The organism is Acinetobacter sp. NBRC 110496, from assembly GCF_000876115.1.
In the GTDB taxonomy this organism is placed as follows: domain Bacteria; phylum Pseudomonadota; class Gammaproteobacteria; order Pseudomonadales; family Moraxellaceae; genus Acinetobacter.
The window spans coordinates 22,489-43,959 of sequence record NZ_BBTF01000030.1 but is presented as its reverse complement, the minus strand read 5'-3'; the positions used below and the strand labels follow the sequence as shown (position 1 = coordinate 43,959).

20 protein-coding genes and 1 pseudogene are annotated in these 21,471 nt (G+C 41.5%); 7 read left to right on the top strand and 14 right to left on the bottom strand.

The window, feature by feature from the left end; genetic code table 11:
- Window positions 1-191 precede the first annotated feature (191 nt).
- Entirely contained in the window at window positions 192-1,427 is a 1,236-nt protein-coding gene (locus tag Aba26S_RS14130; protein ID WP_370538962.1) for an MFS transporter, read from the bottom strand.
- Window positions 1,428-1,788: 361 nt separating this feature from the next.
- Window positions 1,789-2,160, bottom strand: a complete 372-nt coding sequence (locus Aba26S_RS14125) for a hypothetical protein (protein WP_005238457.1) — start codon at window positions 2,158-2,160, stop codon at window positions 1,789-1,791.
- A 180-nt stretch (window positions 2,161-2,340) separates the two neighbouring features.
- Here Aba26S_RS14125 and Aba26S_RS14120 point away from each other — a divergent pair, with 180 nt between their 5' ends.
- From Aba26S_RS14120 to Aba26S_RS14110, 3 genes are all read left to right on the top strand, one after another.
- The gene (locus Aba26S_RS14120) at window positions 2,341-3,216 is read left to right on the top strand and encodes a DUF4349 domain-containing protein (RefSeq protein WP_043972868.1); all 876 of its coding nucleotides are present in this window, start codon (window positions 2,341-2,343) and stop codon (window positions 3,214-3,216) included.
- A gap of 112 nt (window positions 3,217-3,328) precedes the next feature.
- Window positions 3,329-3,919 carry an NAD(P)H-dependent oxidoreductase gene (locus tag Aba26S_RS14115; protein WP_005238453.1) on the top strand — a complete coding sequence of 197 codons (591 nt, stop codon included), beginning with the start codon at window positions 3,329-3,331 and terminating at the stop codon, window positions 3,917-3,919.
- Between the two features lie 13 nt (window positions 3,920-3,932).
- Window positions 3,933-4,247, top strand: coding sequence for a putative quinol monooxygenase (locus Aba26S_RS14110; protein ID WP_043972867.1), 315 nt, complete (start codon window positions 3,933-3,935; stop codon window positions 4,245-4,247).
- 210 nt (window positions 4,248-4,457) lie between these two features.
- On the opposite strand, the gene Aba26S_RS14105 is transcribed toward Aba26S_RS14110, so the two are convergent.
- The 4 genes and pseudogenes from Aba26S_RS14105 to Aba26S_RS14090 form a co-directional block, all read right to left on the bottom strand.
- Window positions 4,458-5,102, bottom strand: a complete 645-nt coding sequence (locus Aba26S_RS14105; protein ID WP_043972865.1) for a hypothetical protein — start codon at window positions 5,100-5,102, stop codon at window positions 4,458-4,460.
- 841 nt (window positions 5,103-5,943) lie between these two features.
- Window positions 5,944-6,220, bottom strand: a pseudogene (locus Aba26S_RS14100) (PAAR domain-containing protein); the annotation flags it as partial.
- Between the two features lie 18 nt (window positions 6,221-6,238).
- Window positions 6,239-6,661 (bottom strand): PAAR domain-containing protein, encoded by a 423-nt coding sequence (locus Aba26S_RS14095; protein ID WP_043972863.1) that lies wholly within the window; start codon window positions 6,659-6,661, stop codon window positions 6,239-6,241.
- 248 nt (window positions 6,662-6,909) lie between these two features.
- Entirely contained in the window at window positions 6,910-8,319 is a 1,410-nt protein-coding gene (locus tag Aba26S_RS14090) for an FAD-binding oxidoreductase (protein WP_005238444.1), read from the bottom strand.
- Window positions 8,320-8,666: 347 nt separating this feature from the next.
- Here Aba26S_RS14090 and serA point away from each other — a divergent pair, with 347 nt between their 5' ends.
- The 4 genes from serA (at window position 8,667) to Aba26S_RS14070 (ending at window position 12,266) form a co-directional block, all read left to right on the top strand.
- Window positions 8,667-9,899: a phosphoglycerate dehydrogenase gene (gene serA / locus Aba26S_RS14085; RefSeq protein ID WP_005185444.1), complete on the top strand. Its 1,233-nt coding sequence runs from the start codon at window positions 8,667-8,669 to the stop codon at window positions 9,897-9,899.
- 104 nt (window positions 9,900-10,003) lie between these two features.
- Window positions 10,004-10,885: a DMT family transporter gene (locus tag Aba26S_RS14080; protein ID WP_005238443.1), complete on the top strand. Its 882-nt coding sequence runs from the start codon at window positions 10,004-10,006 to the stop codon at window positions 10,883-10,885.
- Between the two features lie 16 nt (window positions 10,886-10,901).
- Window positions 10,902-11,369, top strand: a complete 468-nt coding sequence (locus tag Aba26S_RS14075; protein ID WP_052500227.1) for a GNAT family N-acetyltransferase — start codon at window positions 10,902-10,904, stop codon at window positions 11,367-11,369.
- 39 nt (window positions 11,370-11,408) lie between these two features.
- The gene (locus Aba26S_RS14070; protein ID WP_005238438.1) at window positions 11,409-12,266 is read left to right on the top strand and encodes a DMT family transporter; all 858 of its coding nucleotides are present in this window, start codon (window positions 11,409-11,411) and stop codon (window positions 12,264-12,266) included.
- Window positions 12,267-12,281: 15 nt separating this feature from the next.
- Here Aba26S_RS14070 and Aba26S_RS14065 read toward each other — a convergent pair whose 3' ends face one another.
- From Aba26S_RS14065 to Aba26S_RS14030, 8 genes are all read right to left on the bottom strand, one after another.
- Window positions 12,282-13,049, bottom strand: coding sequence for a TSUP family transporter (locus tag Aba26S_RS14065; protein ID WP_005238436.1), 768 nt, complete (start codon window positions 13,047-13,049; stop codon window positions 12,282-12,284).
- Window positions 13,050-13,060: 11 nt separating this feature from the next.
- Complete coding sequence (gene truB / locus Aba26S_RS14060; protein WP_043972860.1) at window positions 13,061-13,954, bottom strand: tRNA pseudouridine(55) synthase TruB; 894 nt, start codon at window positions 13,952-13,954, stop codon at window positions 13,061-13,063.
- A gap of 138 nt (window positions 13,955-14,092) precedes the next feature.
- Window positions 14,093-14,464: a 50S ribosomal protein L19 gene (gene rplS, locus Aba26S_RS14055; RefSeq protein ID WP_004657502.1), complete on the bottom strand. Its 372-nt coding sequence runs from the start codon at window positions 14,462-14,464 to the stop codon at window positions 14,093-14,095.
- A 193-nt stretch (window positions 14,465-14,657) separates the two neighbouring features.
- A complete protein-coding gene (gene trmD, locus Aba26S_RS14050; protein ID WP_043972858.1) occupies window positions 14,658-15,398 on the bottom strand; it encodes a tRNA (guanosine(37)-N1)-methyltransferase TrmD in 741 nt (246 codons plus the stop codon).
- A gap of 45 nt (window positions 15,399-15,443) precedes the next feature.
- Window positions 15,444-15,992 (bottom strand): ribosome maturation factor RimM, encoded by a 549-nt coding sequence (gene rimM / locus Aba26S_RS14045; RefSeq protein WP_005238430.1) that lies wholly within the window; start codon window positions 15,990-15,992, stop codon window positions 15,444-15,446.
- Between the two features lie 16 nt (window positions 15,993-16,008).
- Window positions 16,009-16,266 (bottom strand): 30S ribosomal protein S16, encoded by a 258-nt coding sequence (gene rpsP, locus Aba26S_RS14040; protein ID WP_004776006.1) that lies wholly within the window; start codon window positions 16,264-16,266, stop codon window positions 16,009-16,011.
- Window positions 16,267-16,429: 163 nt separating this feature from the next.
- Window positions 16,430-16,954, bottom strand: a complete 525-nt coding sequence (locus tag Aba26S_RS14035) for a type IV pilin protein (protein ID WP_010589700.1) — start codon at window positions 16,952-16,954, stop codon at window positions 16,430-16,432.
- A complete protein-coding gene (locus tag Aba26S_RS14030; protein ID WP_043972855.1) occupies window positions 16,947-21,461 on the bottom strand; it encodes a PilC/PilY family type IV pilus protein in 4,515 nt (1,504 codons plus the stop codon). Before Aba26S_RS14030 ends, Aba26S_RS14035 begins: the two co-directional genes overlap by 8 nt.
- Window positions 21,462-21,471: the final 10 nt, after the last annotated feature.

Sequence of the window (21,471 nt, the reverse complement as noted above, 5' to 3'; positions counted from 1 at the left end):
TCCTCATCCCGAAAGAAAAGCAGGTCGAACCTGAACGAGGTTGAAATATATTTCAGCTGAAGAGCAAGACGCAGTGGTTTATCCTAAACTAAGGTGAGAGCTCGGGACGACACCGTTAGGATTACTCTCATCGCAAATGTTGGAAATGAATTTCATTAAACTCAAGCTAAATAAACCCTATAAATCTAAGCTTAATTCAGCCCGTCTTGCTGACGTGCCAGCATATGCTGTTTCAAGGCATGGCGTGGCGAGCTAAACCAGAATACGATCAAAACCAGACTGGCTAAAGCAAACGCCCAGATATGGAAATGGGTATACAGCACCCGAACCAATTCAATCACGACAAAATAACTGACCATCATCAACATCGAGACTGCCGCTGCGACTGTTCCTTTGGACACTTCAGAAGACATCAAGGCAAAGCGATACATCACCGAGAAACTAATCCCCTCGCCCAAGCTCACTAAAGTCATACCAATCAACAGACAAGGTACCAGATAAGCTTGCCAGATCACGCCCAACACCAAGAAGACCGTACCCAATAACATAATCGGCAAACCAAGCAGAATGGTTTTACCAAGAGGGAAACGATCAATGATCTTGATCAGGATGATATTGCCGGCAATCAGGCCAAAGAACACAGGGAACTGCGCCAAGCCATATTGCACGCTGCTGAGCTTTAGCTCATCGACCAAAATGATCGGTGATAAGGCAATCCATAACATCAATGGCATCCCCACCAAAGGTAAAGCAATACTTAAACCCAAGAAACGGCTATTGCTAAATACCTTTTTAAAGTCATCAAAAATATGACTAAAAGGCTGTTTGGGTTGCTTTCGGCTTTCCTGCATTGACGGCATAAATTTCTTTAAACCAAACCAACTGATAAAGGATACGGCAGCAATGGCAACAAAGCCCCAATGCCATGACACATAATCAATCAGAAATGCACCCAATACAGGGCCAAGTAAAGGTGCCAACAAGGAAATATTTGCCATCAGTGCCATAACCTTAATGGCATCACGTTCTTCAAAGCTTTCTTGAATTGCGGCATAACCCACCGCAGAAATAACGCTCAGCCCCATCCCTTGCAAGAAACGCAGTGTCAGGAACTGTTCAATATTATGGGTCAGTAAAATCAGTAGGCAGCAAAGGGTAAAAAATGCCACACCGGCCAAGAGTACTTTTTTACGCCCAAGACGATCTGAAAGCGGTCCAAGTAGCCATGCCACGCTGGCACCACCTAATAAATAAAATGACATTGACGAGGGTGCCCAGGTTGCACTTACAGAAAATTGTTCTGTAATCGACAACATCGCAGGCTGAATCAAGTCATTACCGATATAAACTGAAAATTCGAATAGCACCAAAGCTAAAGGAAACATGAGCGTTATACGGTTTAACGTCATGTTCTGATTATTCGTCATCATGTTTTATTCACAAAAATAACCAACTCAGGTTCGTCCCATGTTTCAACAAGAAAAATAGGCCCATCACCACAAGATGTTATGGTTTAGATTTAAATTAAATTTTGATTCCATGCTGTGAGCCAGCATGTGATAAATGTGAAAACACCGTATTCACTGGGTGTATATAAGGAAAAACAATTTATTTACGTGAGATTGGTAAATATTTTACCGTTTGGCTAAATTGCCACGCGCAACTGTAGCACTTTTTCAAAATGACTGCAATTTAAACAACCCATCACGCCAATTCAGCAATGTGTATAACCGAAAAGTTATCCACAATTTTGCTGAACTTTTATCCACTGTTTAATCATGCACAAAATTATGGGCATAACTCAAATTGGAAAGTTTGAGTATTCTGCCCTCTGGCACATTGATAACTCTGCTTCTTATTTACCACTTTCCAGCTATCTTGATCGCGTTTTAGCTGATATTCAGTCCGTATTGCTCTAACAGAATCGTCGAGCTGTGTTTGCTCAATCATAATTTGTGCATTGGTTGGATTTTCTGCACGATTAAACTGTTGATCAATTTTTAAATTGCTGTCTTGATGAAACAGATTGGGCTGATCCAATAACACGGCATGCATGGCTGTACTTTTTTGTAGCTCCGCTTGTTGCTGGGACTGTACCGCAGGTTGATTACATGCAGCCAAAAATAAGCTGCAACCTAAAACCATGCAAACTTTATACATTTTGTACCCATCCAATCCATTTAGCTCATTTATGCTACTATGCAAAACAGACTTGCCACGCAACAAAATGTATATGGCGTGCATTAAATTTGTTGTCATTATCAAAGATAATGATCATAACAAATGATTAGAAAAACACAGTTTATAACATCAAAATCACCTTAGTTTGGACATGCCGATATGTCAGATTTAGCAAAGAAATTAACGATTATTTTAATCCTCGGGAGCACCGCCTTAGGTTGCTCGAAAAAACCTGAAGGCCCTGCTAGTGAAGCCGCGATGACAACTGAAACTGCCGCGGCAGACAGTCAAGCCGTTCACGACAATGCCGTTCAAAATCCAGAGCAACTCGCCAGTAACCAACAAAGTGCTCTGGAACAGAACCGCCAATTGGTCAAAAGCGCACAATTGCAATTTGAAGTGAAGGATGTGCTAAAAACCACATCGGCACTGGAACAGCAGTTATTGCAATACAATGGTTATATCGAAGAGAAGCAGATTAATTATCAAGTCAGTGACCGATCTGAACGTGATCGTATTGATGGCAGTGTCGATATTTATGAAAAGATCACCCCCACCGTACAACTGACAGTCCGTATTCCCAATGCAGACGTAACAGCATTCTTAAATAACTTATTGCCACTCATGCTGAACTTTAATACCCAAAGCTATGAAGCCAAGCGTTATGAATTAAAATTGCTCGAAGAAAAACTTAATACCGCCAATCAAAGTAATAGCGGATCCAATGCGGTGAACAATCAGCTGCAGCAACTGACCAATTTAGAAGTCAAAGACCGTTTAGCCTATAGCACCATTCGACTGGAATTCTTCCAGCAATCACAAGTGCGTAAATCCCATGATCTAAATATCAATCGCATTGCCACCTTGGACAGTGATCCGTTATTCAGCCGAATTTGGGAAGCGATTAAAGTGGGTTTATATGGCTTCAGAGAAACCCTCATTTGGCTCGTGATGTTATGGCCACTGTATCTTGCGATTGCAATTTTATGGGGCATTCGTCGTTGGTATAAAGCTAAAAAATCCAAAGCTGAATAATTCAATTATTGATTTTTGATCAAGAGTCTTTTGCTCATTTATGCATTTTTACTCATGAATAGATTTCCTAAAATGCGTTCCAGTTTTTAGAGATTTATTTTTGAGTAATCGCATGAGCAATATTTTAATTATTAATGGTGCCAAACAGTTTGCACATTCGAATGGTGAATTGAATGACACCCTGACCGAGTTTTCTCAAGCCCATTTAACTGCCTTAGGCCATCAGGTACAAGTGACACGTACCGACAGTGACTATGACATCCAAGCCGAAATAGGCAAATACTTGTGGGCAGATGTGGTGATTTACCAAATGCCAGGTTGGTGGATGGGCGCACCATGGACCATGAAAAAATACATCGATGATATTTTCACCATTGGTCATGGTTCATTGTATGCCAGCGATGGCCGTAGTCGTTCAGATGCATCGAAAAAGTATGGTTCGGGTGGTTTAATCCAAGGTAAAAAATACATGTTGTCTTTAACTTGGAATGCACCGATGGAAGCCTTTACCGATCCAGACCAATTCTTCCACGGCGTTGGTGTGGATGGCGTTTATTTACCTTTCCATAAAGCTAATCAATTCTTGGGTATGGACTCACTGCCGACCTTTATCGTCAATGATGTGATCAAGGCGCCCAATGTGCCAAGTTATATCGAAGCGTACAAAGCACATTTAGATCAGTTGTTTGCCACAAGCCATTAAGTGAGAAAATATCATGCTAACCATTATTGCTGAAATTCATACCCATGCAGGTGCTGAACATCGCCAAGCCGTTTTAGATGCCTTTGAAAAGATTATTCCAACGGTGCTTGCAGAAGACGGCTGTCATGGCTATGAGCCATTGATTGATCATCTTCCTGCGATTGAGATGCAGACCACTGATGAGAATACGATTATCATGTTAGAGAAATGGCAGAGTACCGCTCATTTAGCCGCCCATATGCAAACAGCCCATATGCAGCAGCATTTTGAAGCAACCAAAGACCATGTTGCCGATGTGAAAATTCGTATTCTAAATAGCAGCATCTAAACCAAAGACGATCAGTAAAGGAATGCTTACTGATCGTACTTTATTCATAATATCATTGGCATAGAGAAATCTCTTAAACAATAGTTCATAGTAGCATTTGCTCAAATGTCCAATATATTAAAAAGCTATCATCCAAATGCAAGAGACAAATAGAAATAGATCAACCCCAACCAAAACATGATCAGGGTATGGGCTGTAGGATATAATTAGCTAATTTAAAACAATCTTTTTACTTTTTATATTATAGATAAAAGTAGTAGTAAATTTATTGGAGTCGATACCTACTCCTATATCACCATTATCCTTAATAAAAAAACTAGATATATCTGAATAAGTAACCCTTTTTTTATTCGCAATTAGACTTTGCAATGTCATATCGGCACAGTAATCAGGGAGATATTTTTTTACGGAAAGACAAGGTGAAATGAAACTATTTATACTCTTCAATACATCATACTTAGAAATTTTTTTATCTTTAAGATACTCTGAAAGACTTAGCTCCTTTTTATTGAAGAGACCCAGTGTGTAATATTTATTAAAGTATCTTTCTGTTGAGTTACTGATATTATAGTTAATTGAAAAACTTAATACCTCCTCATTCTGAAATATTTTTTCAAAACTAATTTCTGTAGGGTATTGCTCATCCTCTCTATCAAAACTGGTTGAAATAAATTTAAAAATAGAATTATTAATCTCTTTAAATTGATTTCCTTTTATTGATGGATATGAACCACTTAGCTGAAGATTATGGCTTGGTATAATATGATTGCTAATTAACTCATTATTTGTTTTTGCATGCCCTATAGTTATGTATGAAAAACACATAAATATTAAACTGAGTACTTTAAACTTCATGCTGCTTTCCAAAAGATAGTATGGCCTGCTGTTACTTTGGCAGTGAGTGATTTACTAACGTTGCTACCCGTGTTGTATTCAAAATTACCAGTCGTCCAGTTTATATTATCTTTAAAAACTTTTGCAGGAATTTCATAGAAAATACCACTATATTTAACTCGCCCTTTAGGATATTCCTTCAATGAGCCGACTAGGAATTCATCATATATTGCTTTAGGGATTGTGATTTTCTTATATTCTCTAAATTTAGCATGTGGCTTATTTGTATTATCTTTATATTTATACGGACTTTCTAGCCCCCATGCTAAGGAATCTGTTCCATCCCAATGTGTTGCACCATCTGTAGGATCTTCCTCTCCTAGACAAACTTTTAAAACACCCTTACGAGCAAGTCCATACTTAGGATCTTCTACTTTCCCATTGTTGGGTTTATCTGGTAAAGGGGTCTTTGTTCCAGCCGGCATCGTAGAATAGCCTGACATTAATAATGAATGTAAATCCTTTTTTACTTGTTTTGCGTAATTGTTAGCAGTGAAAGCAATAAATATACATTCTAAGGTCGCTGTTCCAGATTCATGTGAAACAACCCTTGAGCATTCTTGGAATTTTTTATGAGTAATGTTTGCATATTGAGGGGAGATAAAATCGCTATCTGATTTCTTTCCATTACAGGCATATACATTTTCAAGATTACCTTTTCCATTGGAAATTTTTCCTTCATATAACCCAGTATTTATATTGTAGTAATAACCATTCAAAAGCTCATTTTTGCTATCAGTTAAATTGTTATTGAAACTTTGTTGAGTGCTAGTAGGTTGAAAAAGAGGGGAAGCTGAACCTAAACTAGAACTGCCACTTTCCCCCACAACATGAGACTGTTTTGGTAAAATTCTTGCCCCACAAGTAAGCTGATCACCGACATAAGCAACGGCTTTATCATCAAAGAGAATATGATCATGACTTTTGATAATAGTCGACCAACATTGGCATCTCGGACAATAATGCCCATCACCCGCAACCAAGAATAAGTTACCCATTTGAGAAGAACGCATTTGAGTAGCGGGAATGATGCCACCATGATTTGTCATCGAGTTATGAATTGCAAAGCCTATAGCCATGATTGTCTCCTAAGAAATTTAGTCATGACAGAGAAAACCTTGAGGGATTTCTTGATCAGCATACAAACGATACTCAAATACAGATTGTAGACTTTCAATGATTTCATCACCATTTTCTAAACGGCTACCAACAAGTGCAATGTCATATCCTTCAATTGATCCTGCGTCGCCAGTACCCGAAATAATTTTAGAGGTTGTTCCATCCTCATAAATGGCTTCATCACCAACAACAGCAATAAGATGACCTTGTGCCTTAATTTTTTGGTTAATCGTCGCTCTGATTAATCCACCATTTTTTGTTTTAGAACCATCTGTCGCAGCAAAGAACTTTTTATGCTTCTGTTTATTCATAAACTCTTGTTCAGCAGCAATACGTTTGTGAATTTCCTCTACAGATAAATTGGACACTTCATCTTGGGATAAATTTTTTTTAGGATTCACTTCTACACCCTCATTCTTATTTAATTGAATAGTTAATATCAAATACATTATTTTTATTTATTTAGCTAACAAAAACTTATATAGACCTTTAATTGGCATATAATGTCAACAAATAATGATAAATAAGTTTATATATTTATATTTCGTATTATAAAAATAAATTTTCATTATTAACTTTGATTTATGAACAATAAAAAAGCGTATCTTACGATACGCTTTTAACAGAACTTCTTTTATTTAATCAAGTATTAAAGATCAAATAATTTTCCTGGGTTCATAATCCCATTCGGGTCAAATGCCAACTTCAATGCTTTCATATATTCAATTTCTTCAGGCGAGCGAGAGTAGCCTAAATACGGTTTTTTAGTCATGCCCACACCATGCTCGGCAGAGATCGAACCATCATATTTTTTCACGGTTTCAAACACATATTTATTCACCACCTGACACTTGGCAAAGAATTCATCTTTGGTCAGATTTTCAGGTTTGAGAATATTTAAGTGCAAGTTACCGTCACCAATATGACCAAACCAACAGATTTCAAAGTCAGGATAATTATCTTGAACAATGGCATCAATCTCACGGATAAATGCAGGCACATGGGTAATTAATACTGAAATGTCGTTTTTATATGGAATAAACGGCGCGATTGATTCAGAAATATCTTCGCGTAAACGCCATAAGCTTTCCACTTGATCAAGGCTCTGGCTCATGACACCATCAAGCACCCAACCTTGTTCCATACAATGCTCAAAAATCTGCATTGCCTTGTCGACAATCGGCTCATACGGTGCTTCAAACTCAAGCAACACATAGAATGGGCATTGCGTTTCGAATGGGCGTTGTACATGACCACGATCGAGTACTTTTTGCATTGCAAGCTCACCAAAGAACTCAAATGCAGTTAAGTCGATATCTTTCTGGAACGCATGCAGTACAGGCATCACCGCATCAAAATCAGGCACCCCTAGAACCAGAACCTGTAGGTTCTGCGGCTGACGCTCAAGCTTGATTTCAGCTTCAGTCACGAGACCCAATGTACCTTCACCACCAATAAACAAGTGCTGAAGCGAATAACCAGTCGCATTCTTGATCATGCCTTTGTTTAAACGCAGTACGTCACCTTTGCCTGTCACCACGGTTAAACCAAGTACCCAGTTACGGGTCATACCATACTTGATGACTTTAATCCCGCCCGCATTGGTACCGATGTTACCGCCAATCTGGCTTGAGCCTGCTGAAGCAAAATCGACTGGATAATACATGCCCTGTTGTTCGGCATAATTCTGTAATTGCTCAGTCACCACACCCGCTTGCACACGTACCATACGATCTGCGGGGAAGAACTCAAGAATCTGGTTCATCTTGTCAAAGCTAATTACGATCTCACCATTGGCGGCTACTGCACCCGCTGAAAGACCAGTACGACCGCCCGATGGGGTAATCGCGACATGAAATTGATTGGCAAGTTTAACAATGGCCTGCACTTGTTCAGTGCTTGAAGGGAAAACGATGACTGATGGGTTCGGATCAAAATGTTTAGTATGATCTCGTCCCCAATTTTCTAAACTATCGGCATCGGTTTTAATTCGGTTTTCACCCACAATTGCCGTTAATTGGGTCAATAACTCAGGTGTTAAAGCGACTGAAGCATTCATCGTTTACAGGCCTAGCAAGAAGTAAAGATAGAGCATTTGAATAACAACATAATATTTTTCAATATCTTAAAATGCTGTATTCAACATATAGAAACTCGGCAGAACAGCGCAAACCTGATGTTTTCAGATTTGACTATCAGATCTCTGCATTTTACATAGAAGCAGGCATGGGATAAAGCTTAGGATAAAGATACTGTAATAACAAAATGTGTTTAACCAGTAAAATTCAGTGCTCACTGAAAAATTCTCAGCAATTCTGCTGCGGGAATTTTAAACCAAATATTTATATCTCAAAGCTCTATGCTATAGTACTGCAACTAAATTTTGGCCTTTGTAGCGGAGCCGTAATGAGCCAACATCTATCACTACCTAAAGACAAAATCCGTTTCCTTCTGTTAGAAGGTGTGCATCAAAATGCCATCGATACCTTAAATGCAGCGGGTTATACCAACATCGACTACCACAAAACTGCGCTTGAAGGCGACGCTTTAAAAGAAGCGGTTAAAGACGCGCACTTCATCGGTATTCGTTCCCGTACTCAATTGACTGAAGAAATCTTTGCAGCTGCGAACAAATTGATCGCGGTTGGCTGTTTCTGTATTGGTACCAACCAAGTCGATTTAAAAGCGGCGATGTCTCGTGGTATCCCTGTTTTCAACGCACCGTATTCAAATACACGTTCGGTTGCAGAATTGGTTCTTGCTGAAACCATTTTGTTACTTCGTCGTGTGCCTGAAAAATCGAAAGATACTCATGCGGGCGGTTGGAATAAAGCTGCGGTGGGTTCGTTTGAAACTCGTGGTAAGACTTTAGGTATCGTCGGTTACGGCTCGATCGGTTCACAACTTTCTGTATTGGCAGAAAGCTTGGGTATGAAAGTCATCTATTTTGATGCTGTGACTAAATTGCCATTGGGTAATGCACGTCAAGTGGGCTCTTTAGATGAACTATTAGAAACTGCGGATGTGGTGACTCTACACGTTCCAGACGTACCATCTACGCGCAACTTCTTCAAGAAAGAACAATTCGCGAAAATGAAAAAAGGCTCAATCTTCTTGAACGCAGCACGTGGTACTTGTGTGGTGATCGAAGATTTAGCTGATGCGATCAAATCTGGTCACATCGCAGGTGCCGCAGTTGACGTATTCCCGAAAGAACCAAAAGCCAATGGTGAAGAATTCTTGTCTCCACTTCGTGGTTTAGACAACGTGATCTTAACCCCGCACGTGGGTGGTTCGACCATGGAAGCGCAAGCGAACATCGGTTTGGAAGTGGCTGAAAAATTCGTTGCGTATTCAGACAAAGGGATGACCCTTTCTGCGGTGAACTTCCCAGAAATCGCATTACCACTTTCTGATGGTCAGCATCGTTTACTTCACATCCACAAAAACGTGCCAGGTGTATTATCGAAAATCAACACCTTGTTCGCTGAACAAGGCATCAATATCTCTGGTCAGTCGTTAATGACTAAAGGTGATATCGGTTACTTGGTAATGGATGTTGACGCATCTGCTTCTCAAGAAGCGCTGGATACCTTGAACCACGTTGAAGGCACGATCCGCGTTCGCGTATTGTTCTAAACAACATTTAGAACAATGCTAAAAAAGCCACAGCATTCGCTGTGGCTTTTTTATAGGCGTTTGACTTATTATGTGAATATTATACTGAATGTTAAAAAAATAAGATGTCTAGCCCTGTACTAAAAACACCACTCCATGCTTTATTGCTGTTGATGATTGCCATGTTGTGTGTGCAAGGCAGTGGTTCTTTGGCCAAAATTCTGTTCCAAAGCTTTCCCGTCCTAACAGTCTCGGCCATGCGCCTGTTTTTTGGTGCACTGATTCTGGCTGTGATTTTTAAAATCTGGACCATCAACTTCAAAGTGGTACGCTGGAAAGCCATTCTGACTTATGGGGTTGCCCTTGCAGGGATGAATGCTCTGTTCTATTTATCACTTGAGCGTTTACCACTAGGCCTTGCCGTTGCCTTTGAATTTATCGGCCCTTTAAGTGTCGCGCTATATCATGCTCGGCAGAAATACGACTTTATTTGGGTCGGCTGTGCCATTTTAGGCTTAATCCTGCTGTTTCCTTTGCAACAGGCACAACAAGGCCTAGATTTAGTCGGTGTAATGTTTGCGGTGAGTGCAGGTGCATGTTGGGCGCTGTATATTATTGCAGGGCAAAAACCTTCGGGTATCTCTGGCAATCATACCGTTTGCTTAGGTATGTCAATTGGTATGCTCTGCTTGCTGCCTTTCGCACTCTTTTCAGGGGCGATTGATCGGGTCTTTGAACTACCTAATTTATATTATTTTATCGGTCTTGCGATATTAGCCAGCGCCTTACCCTTTACTCTAGAAATGATTGCGCTACGGAGTTTAACCCCACTGAGTTTTGGTACCTTGATGAGTCTAGAACCCGCAGTGGCGGCTCTCTCAGGCTTTATCTTTCTGGGAGAAATGTTACTTTGGAATCAGTGGCTTGCCTTAGGTACGATTATCATTGCTTCGATTGGTTGTACCTTTACCACGCAACAAGCGCGACAGCAAAAAGAGGCTGGATAATCAGAGTATTCATTAAATGCATATGGAAGAATATTTAGAACTCACGTTGATGACCTTAAACACCTTGTCTGAGCAAGCAGGTAAACCCATCAACCGATCAGCTTATCTGGCCTCTTTAATGCAGGCCTCAACTCAAGGCTATCTATTCGAATATCGAAACCATCAGCAATTACTGGGTTACTTCACTGTTGAACACATGCAACAGCAGAGATGGTTTATTCCAATTTTAGTGGTTCACCCAAAGCACCGAACACGGAAGGTATTTGCTTCATTACTTGCGCAATTTATTGAAGCTAAACAGGCTACAACGATCGTCAGCCACGCATTCAAAAGTAATACCTTATCTATAAAATTCCATAAACGGTTAGGTTTTAAAGTCATTCGAGAAAATCAAATTGCTTTTGAATTTCAACTCGATATCACTGAAGCCATCAAAAAGACCTGGTGTTGTTTTTATTCACAAGGAATACATTCTCATGGCTAAACACCTTATCGTCATTCTATGTATGGAGTGGCTATACACATGAAAAATATTCAGTTGGTCGCAGTACTGTACATGGTTTTATCCATGCTGTCTTATCAAATCAGTGCGTCCTTTGCCAAGCAGTTAATTGCGACACTGGATCCGCTCACTGTAACGATTTTAAGACTGTGTTTTGCTACCCTTCTGGTCGCAATCATGTTCCGCTCATGGAAAATCATTTCCAAATTGAAGGAACTAAAATGGCGAGATTTACTTTGCTATAGTGCTGCACTGGGCTGTATGAACATCTTGTTTTACACCTCTTTAGGCAAGTTACCTCAAGGCATTGCGGTGGGTTTAGAGTTTATTGGCCCACTGGGTTTGGCTCTACTCTCAATTAAACAGCGCAGCGACTATATTTGGGTGGCCTTTGCGATTTTGGGCATTGCCTTAATGGTGCCGTGGCACGATGCTCAAGCACAGCATTTTTCCTATATCGGTGCAGCATGCGCATTAGGTGCAGGGTTCTTTTGGGCCTTATATATCTATTACGGGCATCGCGTAGTGCAACAGAATATTGGCATGCATGCACTGACCATTGCCATCGGTTTATCCGCACTAACCTTATTTCCTTTTGGTCTATGGAATAATGCGCCTGTACTGCTAGATACTCAATATTGGGGCAAAGCGCTGGTGATTGCCCTACTCGCAACTGCGATTCCTTATGCCTTGGATTTAATGGCACTGAAACGCTTAAGTAAATTGAGTTATGGAACGCTGTCCAGTCTTGCGCCGGCATTAGCGGCATTAGCAGGTTTGGTGCTGCTACATGAGCGCATTAGCTTGATTCAATGGGTGGCATTGGCCTGTATTATGGTGGCTTCAATTGGTGTTACTTTACGCGGTGGAAAAGCTTAGTCCATGTCTAAGCTTCTAACCAGTAATGATTTGATAAGCCAATCGACAAATCAAGATACTGACCAAAATCAGGAATAAAATACGGATAAAGCCACTGCCGTATTTTAAAGCCAAACGCACACCCAATAATGAGCCCGCAATATTGGCAACCGCCATCATCAAGCCCAGTGCAAATAGCACATGTCCTGTCGGAATAAAGAAACTCAATGCCGCCAGATTGGTCATGAAATTGCCAATTTTCGACAAGGCTGAAGCATGTAGAAAATCCACCTGTAAAAAGCGGATAAAAAAGAAAATAAAGAAACTGCCTGTCCCTGGGCCAAAAATACCATCATAGAAACCAATCGCTAAGCTACCCATCGCAGCCAGTAGCAGTAACTTAGGTGTGACCTGTTGATCGACATGGACTTGCCCGAATTGCTTTTTCATAAAGGTATAAATCGCAATCACAATCAGCATGATCAAGACAATCGGTCTTAAAATATGCGTCGGCACCAATGATACACAGGCCGCCCCAATAAAAGCGCTAATAAAGGCGAATAGTGCAATCACACCTAGTAATGACCATTGCAATTTGACCCGACGTACAAATGAAAATGCAGCCGAACCTGTGCCGCAAATGGAGGCTAACTTATTGGTACCAAATAAGGTCGCAGGTGCAGTTTGTGGTAAAGCTCCCATCAATGCAGGAATCTGAATCAACCCGCCACCACCGACGGCCGCATCAATGGTTCCCGCACAAAACGCAAAGAACACCAGTGTTAGAATCAGTTCCCATTCCATTGAAGATACTCTTATAAATTTAACAAGCGTTTTGGCACCAAACGTTTTTTATCAGTAATTTCAGCCAGTCCTAGACAACGTTCGCCGTCAAACACCAGCACTTCCGCCGCAGCTTCATGCTCGATATTACTTTCCTGACCATTGCCGAAATATTTTTCACGCCCTTCAGGCAATTGCACACGTGGAAAATGCTCAATAGGTGCATAGACTGGCAGCAATAACGCATCGCGTTCTTCCAGTGAAAGATCCTCTAAATATTCAATGGTATAGCTTGGATTAATTTCAAAATGGCCTGTTTGAGTACGGTGTAATTTGGTTAAATGCCCACCACAGCCCAAAGCCTCGCCAATGTCTTCTCCTAAAACACGAATATAGGTCCCTTTTGAGCACGTCACATCCAGCGTTAAGCTATCTTCTGTAAAATCAACCAAGCTTAAATCATAGATGGTGACTGGACGTGCTTCGCGCTCAATCTCAATGCCTTTACGCGCCAATTCATAGAGTGGACGACCATCACGTTTTAACGCTGAATACATCGGCGGTACTTGCTGAATATCACCACGGAATTGCTCAAGTATTTGTTCAATCCGTTCTTGCGTCAATGCGGGCACTTCTCTCTGTTGCAGAATTTCACCTTCAACATCACCGGTTGCTGTGGTTTGTCCCAATTTCACCGTAGTTTGATAACGTTTGGTTGAATCCAGTAAATAATGTGAGAACTTGGTGGCTTCGCCCAAACAGATTGGCAATAACCCTGTTGCCAACGGATCCAAGGCACCCGTATGCCCTGCTTTTTGTGCATTAAACAGACGACGGACTTTTTGAAGTGCAGAATTAGAGCTCAAACCTAAAGGTTTATTTAATAGGAAAACACCGCTCAAATGGCGATAAGAACTTTTTTTCATAAAAGAAAAGTCAACGTATAAAGACCTATTTTAGCAAAATCAGGTCTGAGATGATTAAAAAGAAAGTGCTTGTCGACGCAAACAGGCATAAAAAAATGCGCCAAAGGCGCATTTTTTCGCTTTAAAACAAAGTTAAAATTAACCTTGTTTACGAGCTGGTAACTTTTCACGAATACGTGCAGCTTTACCAGACAACTCGCGTAGGTAGTAAAGTTTAGCACGACGAACGTCACCACGACGTTTCACTTCGATCTTAGCAACGATTGGAGAGTGAGTTTGGAAAACACGCTCAACACCAACACCGCTAGAGATTTTACGAACTGTGAAAGCAGAGTTTAAACCACGGTTTTTCTTCGCGATTACAACACCTTCAAATGCTTGAAGACGCTCACGGTCACCCTCTTTTACTTTAACTTGAACGATAACTGTATCGCCCGGTGCAAAAGCAGGGATGTCTGATTTTAACTGTGCATTTTCAACAGCTTGAACTAAAGGATGTTTACCACTCATGTGGAATCTCCAATATGTGCGGGAGAGAAGAGGTCTCTGACACCGCTGGGAATAGAGGCTAAAGCGCATATCTCCCGTTTAACTTTCCCCTTAAGACAAAGATCTTAAAGAGCCTATTTTTAACTTAAACCAGGTTTAAGTAGAACTCGAAGCAAAGCTTCTCGTTGGATACAAAAGAAAAACTGATAGCAGTTTAACCTTTAGAATTTTTTAACCATTTAATTTGCTGTTTGGTCAACTCTACTTTTTCCACCAGTTCTGGTCGACGCTCTAAAGTTCGTTGATAACGCTGCAAAAAACGCCATTTCTCAATATTGGCATGATGTCCTGATTTAAGTACCTCAGGCACATCCAGCCCTTCAAAATGATCAGGCTTGGTATATTGTGGACAGTCCAGTAAACCATCTACAAAAGAATCTTGTATCGCAGATTGCTCGTCAGACATGACATTTGGCAATCGACGAATAATACTATCCAGCAACACCATCGCTGGCAGTTCACCACCCGATAAGACGTAATCCCCAATTGACCATTCTTGATCAACATAATGCTGGATTAAACGCTCATCGACCCCTTCATAACGCCCACACAATACAATCAAACCATCATAATCAACGAATTGCTGTACTGCCTGTTCATTTAAGGTTTTGCCTTGCGGTGACATATACACCACTGGGGCATGAACACAGCCTGCTTGCATTGCAAGTTGTTTGGCATGGCCAATTGCTTGTGCCAAAGGCTCAGCCATCATCACCATACCAGGGCCACCACCGAAAGGACGTTCATCCACTCGTTTGTAATTGCCCTCAGCAAAATCTCGTGGGTTAATGCAAGTCACTTGCACGATGTCACGCTTTGCCGCACGTCCGCTAATCCCGTACGCTGTAATCGCTTCAAACATTTCAGGAAACAATGTGATGACTGCAAAAAACACCGCAGACTCCTCTATTTTCCTGCTGCGCTACTGTCCCCGAAAGGATTAGTAGTCTACGCCCCAATTGACGTAAATACGACCAGCTTCAAGATCAACACGCTGTACCACATCTTTATGCCAAGGAATCATTCGCTCTTCAGCATCAATACTGTCAGGCGTCGCTTTTACGACCATGACATCATTGGCACCTGTTTCAAACAGCTCGTAGATTTGACCAAGATTGACTTCCTGCTCATCCTCTCCAAGACCTAACACGGTCAAGCCTTTAAGATCAGACCAGTAATACTCGTCTACATCTGCTTTTGGAAGCTGTGATTTGGCAATCCAGATATTTGCGCCAACCAAGTTCTCTGCACCAGTGCGATCATTCACGCCTTTTAATGCAACAACCAAGCCTTTGCCATGTGGTTTCCAACGTTTCACATCAATTGTTTGCCAACCTGCCTTGGTCTCAATGTACCAAGGAAGGTAGTCAAACATATTGCTCATAGGTTCTGTATTAGAGTAAACCCAGAGCCACCCATTCAATCCATAAGCTGAACGTAACTGTCCAATCTGAATACGATCTTCTGGCACATTCTGTGTCGATGTCATGGGCTACCTACTACTATTACGCAGCAGTTGCAGCTTTCTTAGCTTGAGCAGCTAAAGAAGCAACACGTTCTGAAGGTTGAGCACCTTGAGCAACCCAGTGTGCAAAACGGTCAGCGTCTAAACGAACTTTTTCAGCTTTACCTTGTGCAGTTGGGTTAAAGAAACCAATACGCTCGATGAAACGACCGTCACGTGCGTTACGGCTATCAGTCACAACGATTTGATAGAATGGACGTTTTTTTGCACCACCGCGCGCTAAACGAATAACAACCATGAGAACAACCTTATAATTTTTACGGATTATCCCTGCGCCGACCATCGGCGACACTTCAAACCCCTTTCATAGAGGGCGATATTCTACGTTAAATTGACTTTGAAATAAAGATTATTTTTCGAGTTATCCACAGTTATGAATTTAATCTATAAAATCTGATAAGTTACCAGTCTTCAGCAGCATTGCCACAACTTGATGTTGTCATATTGGCTGCCGTTTTCGTCTTACATTTGAATCCTGTACTGGTCATCAGTAAGGAATAATTTCTCGGACTTTGACTGATTGCATTTAAAGACCATGCCTGAGCATTTGCTGTTAAGGTTAATGTAAATTTCTGATCACCTAGACTCGCACTCAAAGGTACAAGCAAGCTGGTGTTCGTTGCATTTGGAACAGTGTAATACGCCCCCTGATTCGCGGCCGTGCCTTTAAGCACAAAACCATCATAGCTAAAATTGCGAGCCCGATGTTTTTCCAATAGCGCCGCAATTTTAAGCATTTCTTGCTGTGCTGTGGCTAAATCTGCACGGCGAATATAGACGTCATAACTGGGAATCGCGATCGCTGCAATAATTGCCACGATCGCCATCGTAATCATCAGCTCAATCAAGGTGAAACCTGAACTACGCACAATAAAACAAACATTCATTCTGAGCGTAAATTGCCGGCTCAACTTATTGTTATTCATTACGTTCATACCATGTCAGTGGAACTAATTGACGACGCATGGTATTTACCGACAGTTTGCTATTGCCAATTTTGTCTTTTGCATTTGGATTGAGCAGTTGACGCGTCAAACCATTTTTATCACCTAGACCAATGCCCGCACCGACCATCGAATCAACGATACCATGTCCAGCACCAAAGCTCATGGTCACATCCTTAACGTCTTGCTCACAGACACCAAATGGCAAACAGAACCGCTGAACAGTGGTTGCCCCATTGGCCTGAATTTTACATCCATTTCCAGCACTGGTATTTGGATTATAAACACTGGCGTAAAGACTCTTATTCATGACCACCATTTCGTTCAACACTTTGCTGCCGACCTGATTCGTCAAGCTAATTTCATTGCCTTGTGCATCCAGCTCTTTTCCAACCACTGTATTTGCCAGCACATACCAGCCGTTTGGCATCATCGCTTTGGCTTGGACCAAATTTTTCCCTTTTACATCGCCCGCAGTCAGCATGGCTTTAAGATCTGTCACCAATAGTTTTGGTGTGCTGCTATTGACATTGCCTGTGGTGACAAAATTAGGACTGACCACCTCCTGATCAAACAGATTATAGATCGTACTGCTTGAATTTTTATCGCTATAAGGCAGGCTACGATTGCCTGAGGCAATGCTCAGCACAGCCAATGGTTGTTCATAGCCATAGACACTAAAATTAGGGGCTTCATAAAAACGGCTATTGCTGTCTTTAAATAGCATGCTATAACGACCACATCCTCCACCTTTTAAGCCAAGATCCTTACCTAAATCGATGCGCCAAACCTGCCCCCCTAAATCGCCAAAATATAGATGATCTGTGATGCCATCGCCATCACGGTCCACAGCATTGATACGACTCACCACGCTATATAAGTCTTTCATTCTTAAGCCGAGATTACTATCTCCCTGATCACATGAAGTGCTTGCACTATCTCCGCCGGCGTACCAGAGCAAATCTCCATTATCCGCATCAAACATATAAATCATGCGGCCTCTGGTGGTATTGCTAATGCTTGGCGTGACTTTTTCATATTCCATATCATAGCCTCCCCCTACTAGCATCACGCGTTTCGCAGCACCTTTATACATTACCGTCGTAATGGTTGGCTTAGACCAACTCTGCCCCATGCTAGCTAAAACCGTATTGGTGGTGGTTTTATAGCTCCCATCTGCTTGTAGACTAATAATGCGATTATTATCCGGATCGATATGGAACTTCAATTTTGGACGAGTCAGATCACTCAGATCCAAGGCATAATAACTACGCCCCCCCATACGCAAACCACCGTAGGCAATTTGCTTTCCTTTGGCGAGGACCTGATCACCTTGTTTAATTTCGCCAACGGTTGCAACCACTGCACTACTGCTACTGCCGCTGCTCAGCGCCTTCATTCCATAGACGTATTCGCTATAGATTGTCCATGCGCCATCAATCCCGTAAGCCATATTTGCTTTAACGCCTGTCGCTTTATCCAAGAATGCCTTGCTCTGTTGAGTATTTTCCAACATTTCATTGGGTACAAAAGCAAAACTTTCTTCACCCGTTTTGGCATCAACGACATGCAATAAACCTTGCGTTGTACCAAACAGCATATAATCTTTGCGCTCTTTGATACTATTATCCGCATTAAAAGTTGCTTCTTGGGTAAGTTTGACTGGAATTGAATGCAAGTTCATGCCTACCTGCCAGTTGGTTCGATTCGTTTCAGTCAGATCTGCCGTGCTAGCCGCATTTCCGACGTTATAACCCAACAAATTCATTAACAAATAGCCTTTAGCATCTGTAACAGCAGAAGTCCCTGAACCACATTTCACATCCAGATATTTATTATTCACGGTTTTTAATGCGCCAACCTCCGTAAATTGATAAGTAGAGGTATTGGCAATTTGCTGGCAATCCCTATTCGTCAGAACCAGACGTTCTGTAATGATCGGTTTGTTCGGATCAGAATTATCCGTTTTATTTTTTAAATTTTTAAGCTTGGCTAGTACGCCACCTTTATTCCAATCTTGCACATCGTAGCTTGTTGACGTTGCATCCCAGGCATCTTTCAGTTTATTAATCGAATTATCGGTTTCGACATAGTATTTTTTAAAGTTACCAAACCAACTGGCTTTTTCTGTTGGTTCAAACATACTTTTATACACTTCGTTGCTCATACGATATGGTGTTAACGGGTCTTCAGGTAGTGTTTGCAAACCAATAGGATCACCATCCGTCACCCCCAAATTATCGTGAAAATCCCGAATACTTTGTGCAATATTCTGGCTGTTGGCAGCGTTATACCAACCACCGCCACCAATGACCCCCCAACGTGCCATATTTTTGATGTCCTCTGGATTACGAGGTAATAATCGATCCAATAGACTGGTAATTCCTGTGGTTAAGCCACTCCCGATCAAGCTATTTGGCAACAGGCCATCCAGCAGTGAACCTGTTACGCCCAATAAGTCGCGAACAGCCTTCGGCACAATCCCGGTTAGCAATTGATCTTGCGCCACATTGGTACTTGAAATTTGAGTCAAGCCTTTAGTATCGGAACTACTTTCTTGTCCTGCAATATAATTGGGAAGCTGTAAAAACGACCGATCCAGTCCAATGACAGCGGTTTTAATCGGGTTGGCTTTTAATGCCCGAATATCTCGGGCATAGGCACCGATACACTGCCAGGTTGCAAAATCAGTATTATCATTTGAGTTTTTATTATTTCCCAAAGTGGTCGCTTTTAAATCGGTAGAATTACATCTAAATCCCCAATTATCATTCAAGCGCCCATCTTTATATTGAATATTGAGGGTTTGACTGTTATCCAATGAGCGGGCCATTAAACGCTCCATGGCAACTTTGGTCGCATCGGATTGGCTGCCTTGCGGTTGCAATAACGAGTCCGTCAATGTCGGTGCTATCGTTGGCACCCCACCCGCAATCACCATTAAACCATTGGCATCGCATTGTGGGGCTGTCGATGGTGCCTGATAGAAGCTGCCATTGCTTTTAATCAGCGGATTAATGGTGCTGTTATTTTTCTGGCTATCAGTAAAACCACTATATTTTGCATCAACATCGGCACGGTATTCATAAAAGATTTCCTGTTTTCCGACCTGTAGAATACCCAGTAAATTTAACAGGTTGCCATCGACTTTTTTATATCCATTAGTGTTTACACCAAATAGCCCAGCATATTTCCAGTCATCGCAGGTCATGCCATCTGCTTTCCATGCCTTACATTCATAATCTGTCCATAACAGGGATATGCCACCAAGTCCCAATAACGCATTGCGCTTGGCATATTGTCTGGCACCCGTTCCCTTGGTGGTGTTGCCTAACAAGTATGCACCTGTTTCCGCATAGGTACTGGCCATTGGGTTATTGCCGCCCAGACCTAACATGGTCAGCACATCATTCAGGGCATTATTGGTATTTTCCAGATTCAATAACTCACTCACGGCATCCAGCGGATTACTTAAAATTTTGCCCAGTGTTGCAACCACATCATTGAGTAATCCTCCCACCAGCTTAGGTACGATCATGAGTAAACTTTGCAGGCTAAACTCACCTTTGGAGTCCATATTGGCACTGGCAATATAGTCAATCATATGCTGACGATGGGTTTGAGTTTTACCGTTATAAAGATAGACATCACTGAGCAACTTAGGTTCAAAAACAATCGCACCAGCACGATCATTCAGCGTTTGGTTATAAGGTGAAATCGATAGCCCGACCATTGTACTATCTGGGATTTGATCGATATCCAGCAACCCCCCGCTACCTTTTTTCCCTTTTAAAACATCGGTCAATGCCATACGAACGCGTGAATTTTTATCATAACAACGGTAAATTCCTACCGTAGAAGAATTGGTAATGGACTTAAGCAGGCTAATATCAATTAATGGGTCACAGGTTTCACGGATATATTGTTCGGCAGATAATCCTGTTTTCACCCCCAACAACCCACTGAGCAAGTTATCCAATAAACGTACCGTTGCATCTGTAGTAACCACCGTACAGGATTGACGCGGAAATGGATAAGCCGCATTCGGCTGTTCTGTTTTAATTTCGGCAATCGAATCAAGTAGTCCCTGACCTTGGCCATTGCCGAGTAAGCCTTTTAAAATGGCTTTATTGATCAGATCAGAGGCTTCTTTGGTGACATTAATCAAATCGGTTTGACCCGCGATCTTGATTCCCAAATTCAAGCCATTTTTACCCAATACATCAGTAACCCCCTGATCAATACATAATGGATAATCTTTAACCAAATCTAAAAGACCAGCGCCCCCCATACTCCGAGATTGATCCACCATCAGCATCAGGCGTTTCTTATTCCCTGCCGCAGGTTGATAAATTTCAATATCGCTCGCAGATGCAACAGAAGAAAGTACAAGCAGGCTGGATAGGACGCTAGAGCCCAACCACAAACACTTCATTTTGTTTTTTTGTTGATTATCCTGCGTCAATTTTTTTATCTTATTATTATTCATGACATTTCTC

What these genes read in the sequence shown, in the direction of transcription:
- serA (WP_005185444.1), top strand. Translation starts at nt 8,667, where the DNA reads ATGAGCCAACATCTATCACTACCTAAAGACAAAATCCGTTTCCTTCTG.
- truB (WP_043972860.1), bottom strand. Translation starts at nt 13,954, where the DNA reads ATGAAAAAAAGTTCTTATCGCCATTTGAGCGGTGTTTTCCTATTAAAT.
- Aba26S_RS14110 (WP_043972867.1), top strand. Translation starts at nt 3,933, where the DNA reads ATGCTAACCATTATTGCTGAAATTCATACCCATGCAGGTGCTGAACAT.
- Aba26S_RS14070 (WP_005238438.1), top strand. Translation starts at nt 11,409, where the DNA reads ATGAAAAATATTCAGTTGGTCGCAGTACTGTACATGGTTTTATCCATG.
- rpsP (WP_004776006.1), bottom strand. Translation starts at nt 16,266, where the DNA reads ATGGTTGTTATTCGTTTAGCGCGCGGTGGTGCAAAAAAACGTCCATTC.
- Aba26S_RS14030 (WP_043972855.1), bottom strand. Translation starts at nt 21,461, where the DNA reads ATGAATAATAATAAGATAAAAAAATTGACGCAGGATAATCAACAAAAA.
- Aba26S_RS14120 (WP_043972868.1), top strand. Translation starts at nt 2,341, where the DNA reads ATGTCAGATTTAGCAAAGAAATTAACGATTATTTTAATCCTCGGGAGC.
- Aba26S_RS14115 (WP_005238453.1), top strand. Translation starts at nt 3,329, where the DNA reads ATGAGCAATATTTTAATTATTAATGGTGCCAAACAGTTTGCACATTCG.
- Aba26S_RS14035 (WP_010589700.1), bottom strand. Translation starts at nt 16,954, where the DNA reads ATGAATAACAATAAGTTGAGCCGGCAATTTACGCTCAGAATGAATGTT.
- Aba26S_RS14065 (WP_005238436.1), bottom strand. Translation starts at nt 13,049, where the DNA reads ATGGAATGGGAACTGATTCTAACACTGGTGTTCTTTGCGTTTTGTGCG.
- rimM (WP_005238430.1), bottom strand. Translation starts at nt 15,992, where the DNA reads ATGACATCGACACAGAATGTGCCAGAAGATCGTATTCAGATTGGACAG.
- Aba26S_RS14130 (WP_370538962.1), bottom strand. Translation starts at nt 1,427, where the DNA reads ATGACGAATAATCAGAACATGACGTTAAACCGTATAACGCTCATGTTT.
- Aba26S_RS14090 (WP_005238444.1), bottom strand. Translation starts at nt 8,319, where the DNA reads ATGAATGCTTCAGTCGCTTTAACACCTGAGTTATTGACCCAATTAACG.
- Aba26S_RS14125 (WP_005238457.1), bottom strand. Translation starts at nt 2,160, where the DNA reads ATGTATAAAGTTTGCATGGTTTTAGGTTGCAGCTTATTTTTGGCTGCA.
- Aba26S_RS14080 (WP_005238443.1), top strand. Translation starts at nt 10,004, where the DNA reads ATGTCTAGCCCTGTACTAAAAACACCACTCCATGCTTTATTGCTGTTG.
- Aba26S_RS14075 (WP_052500227.1), top strand. Translation starts at nt 10,902, where the DNA reads ATGCATATGGAAGAATATTTAGAACTCACGTTGATGACCTTAAACACC.
- rplS (WP_004657502.1), bottom strand. Translation starts at nt 14,464, where the DNA reads ATGAGTGGTAAACATCCTTTAGTTCAAGCTGTTGAAAATGCACAGTTA.
- Aba26S_RS14105 (WP_043972865.1), bottom strand. Translation starts at nt 5,102, where the DNA reads ATGAAGTTTAAAGTACTCAGTTTAATATTTATGTGTTTTTCATACATA.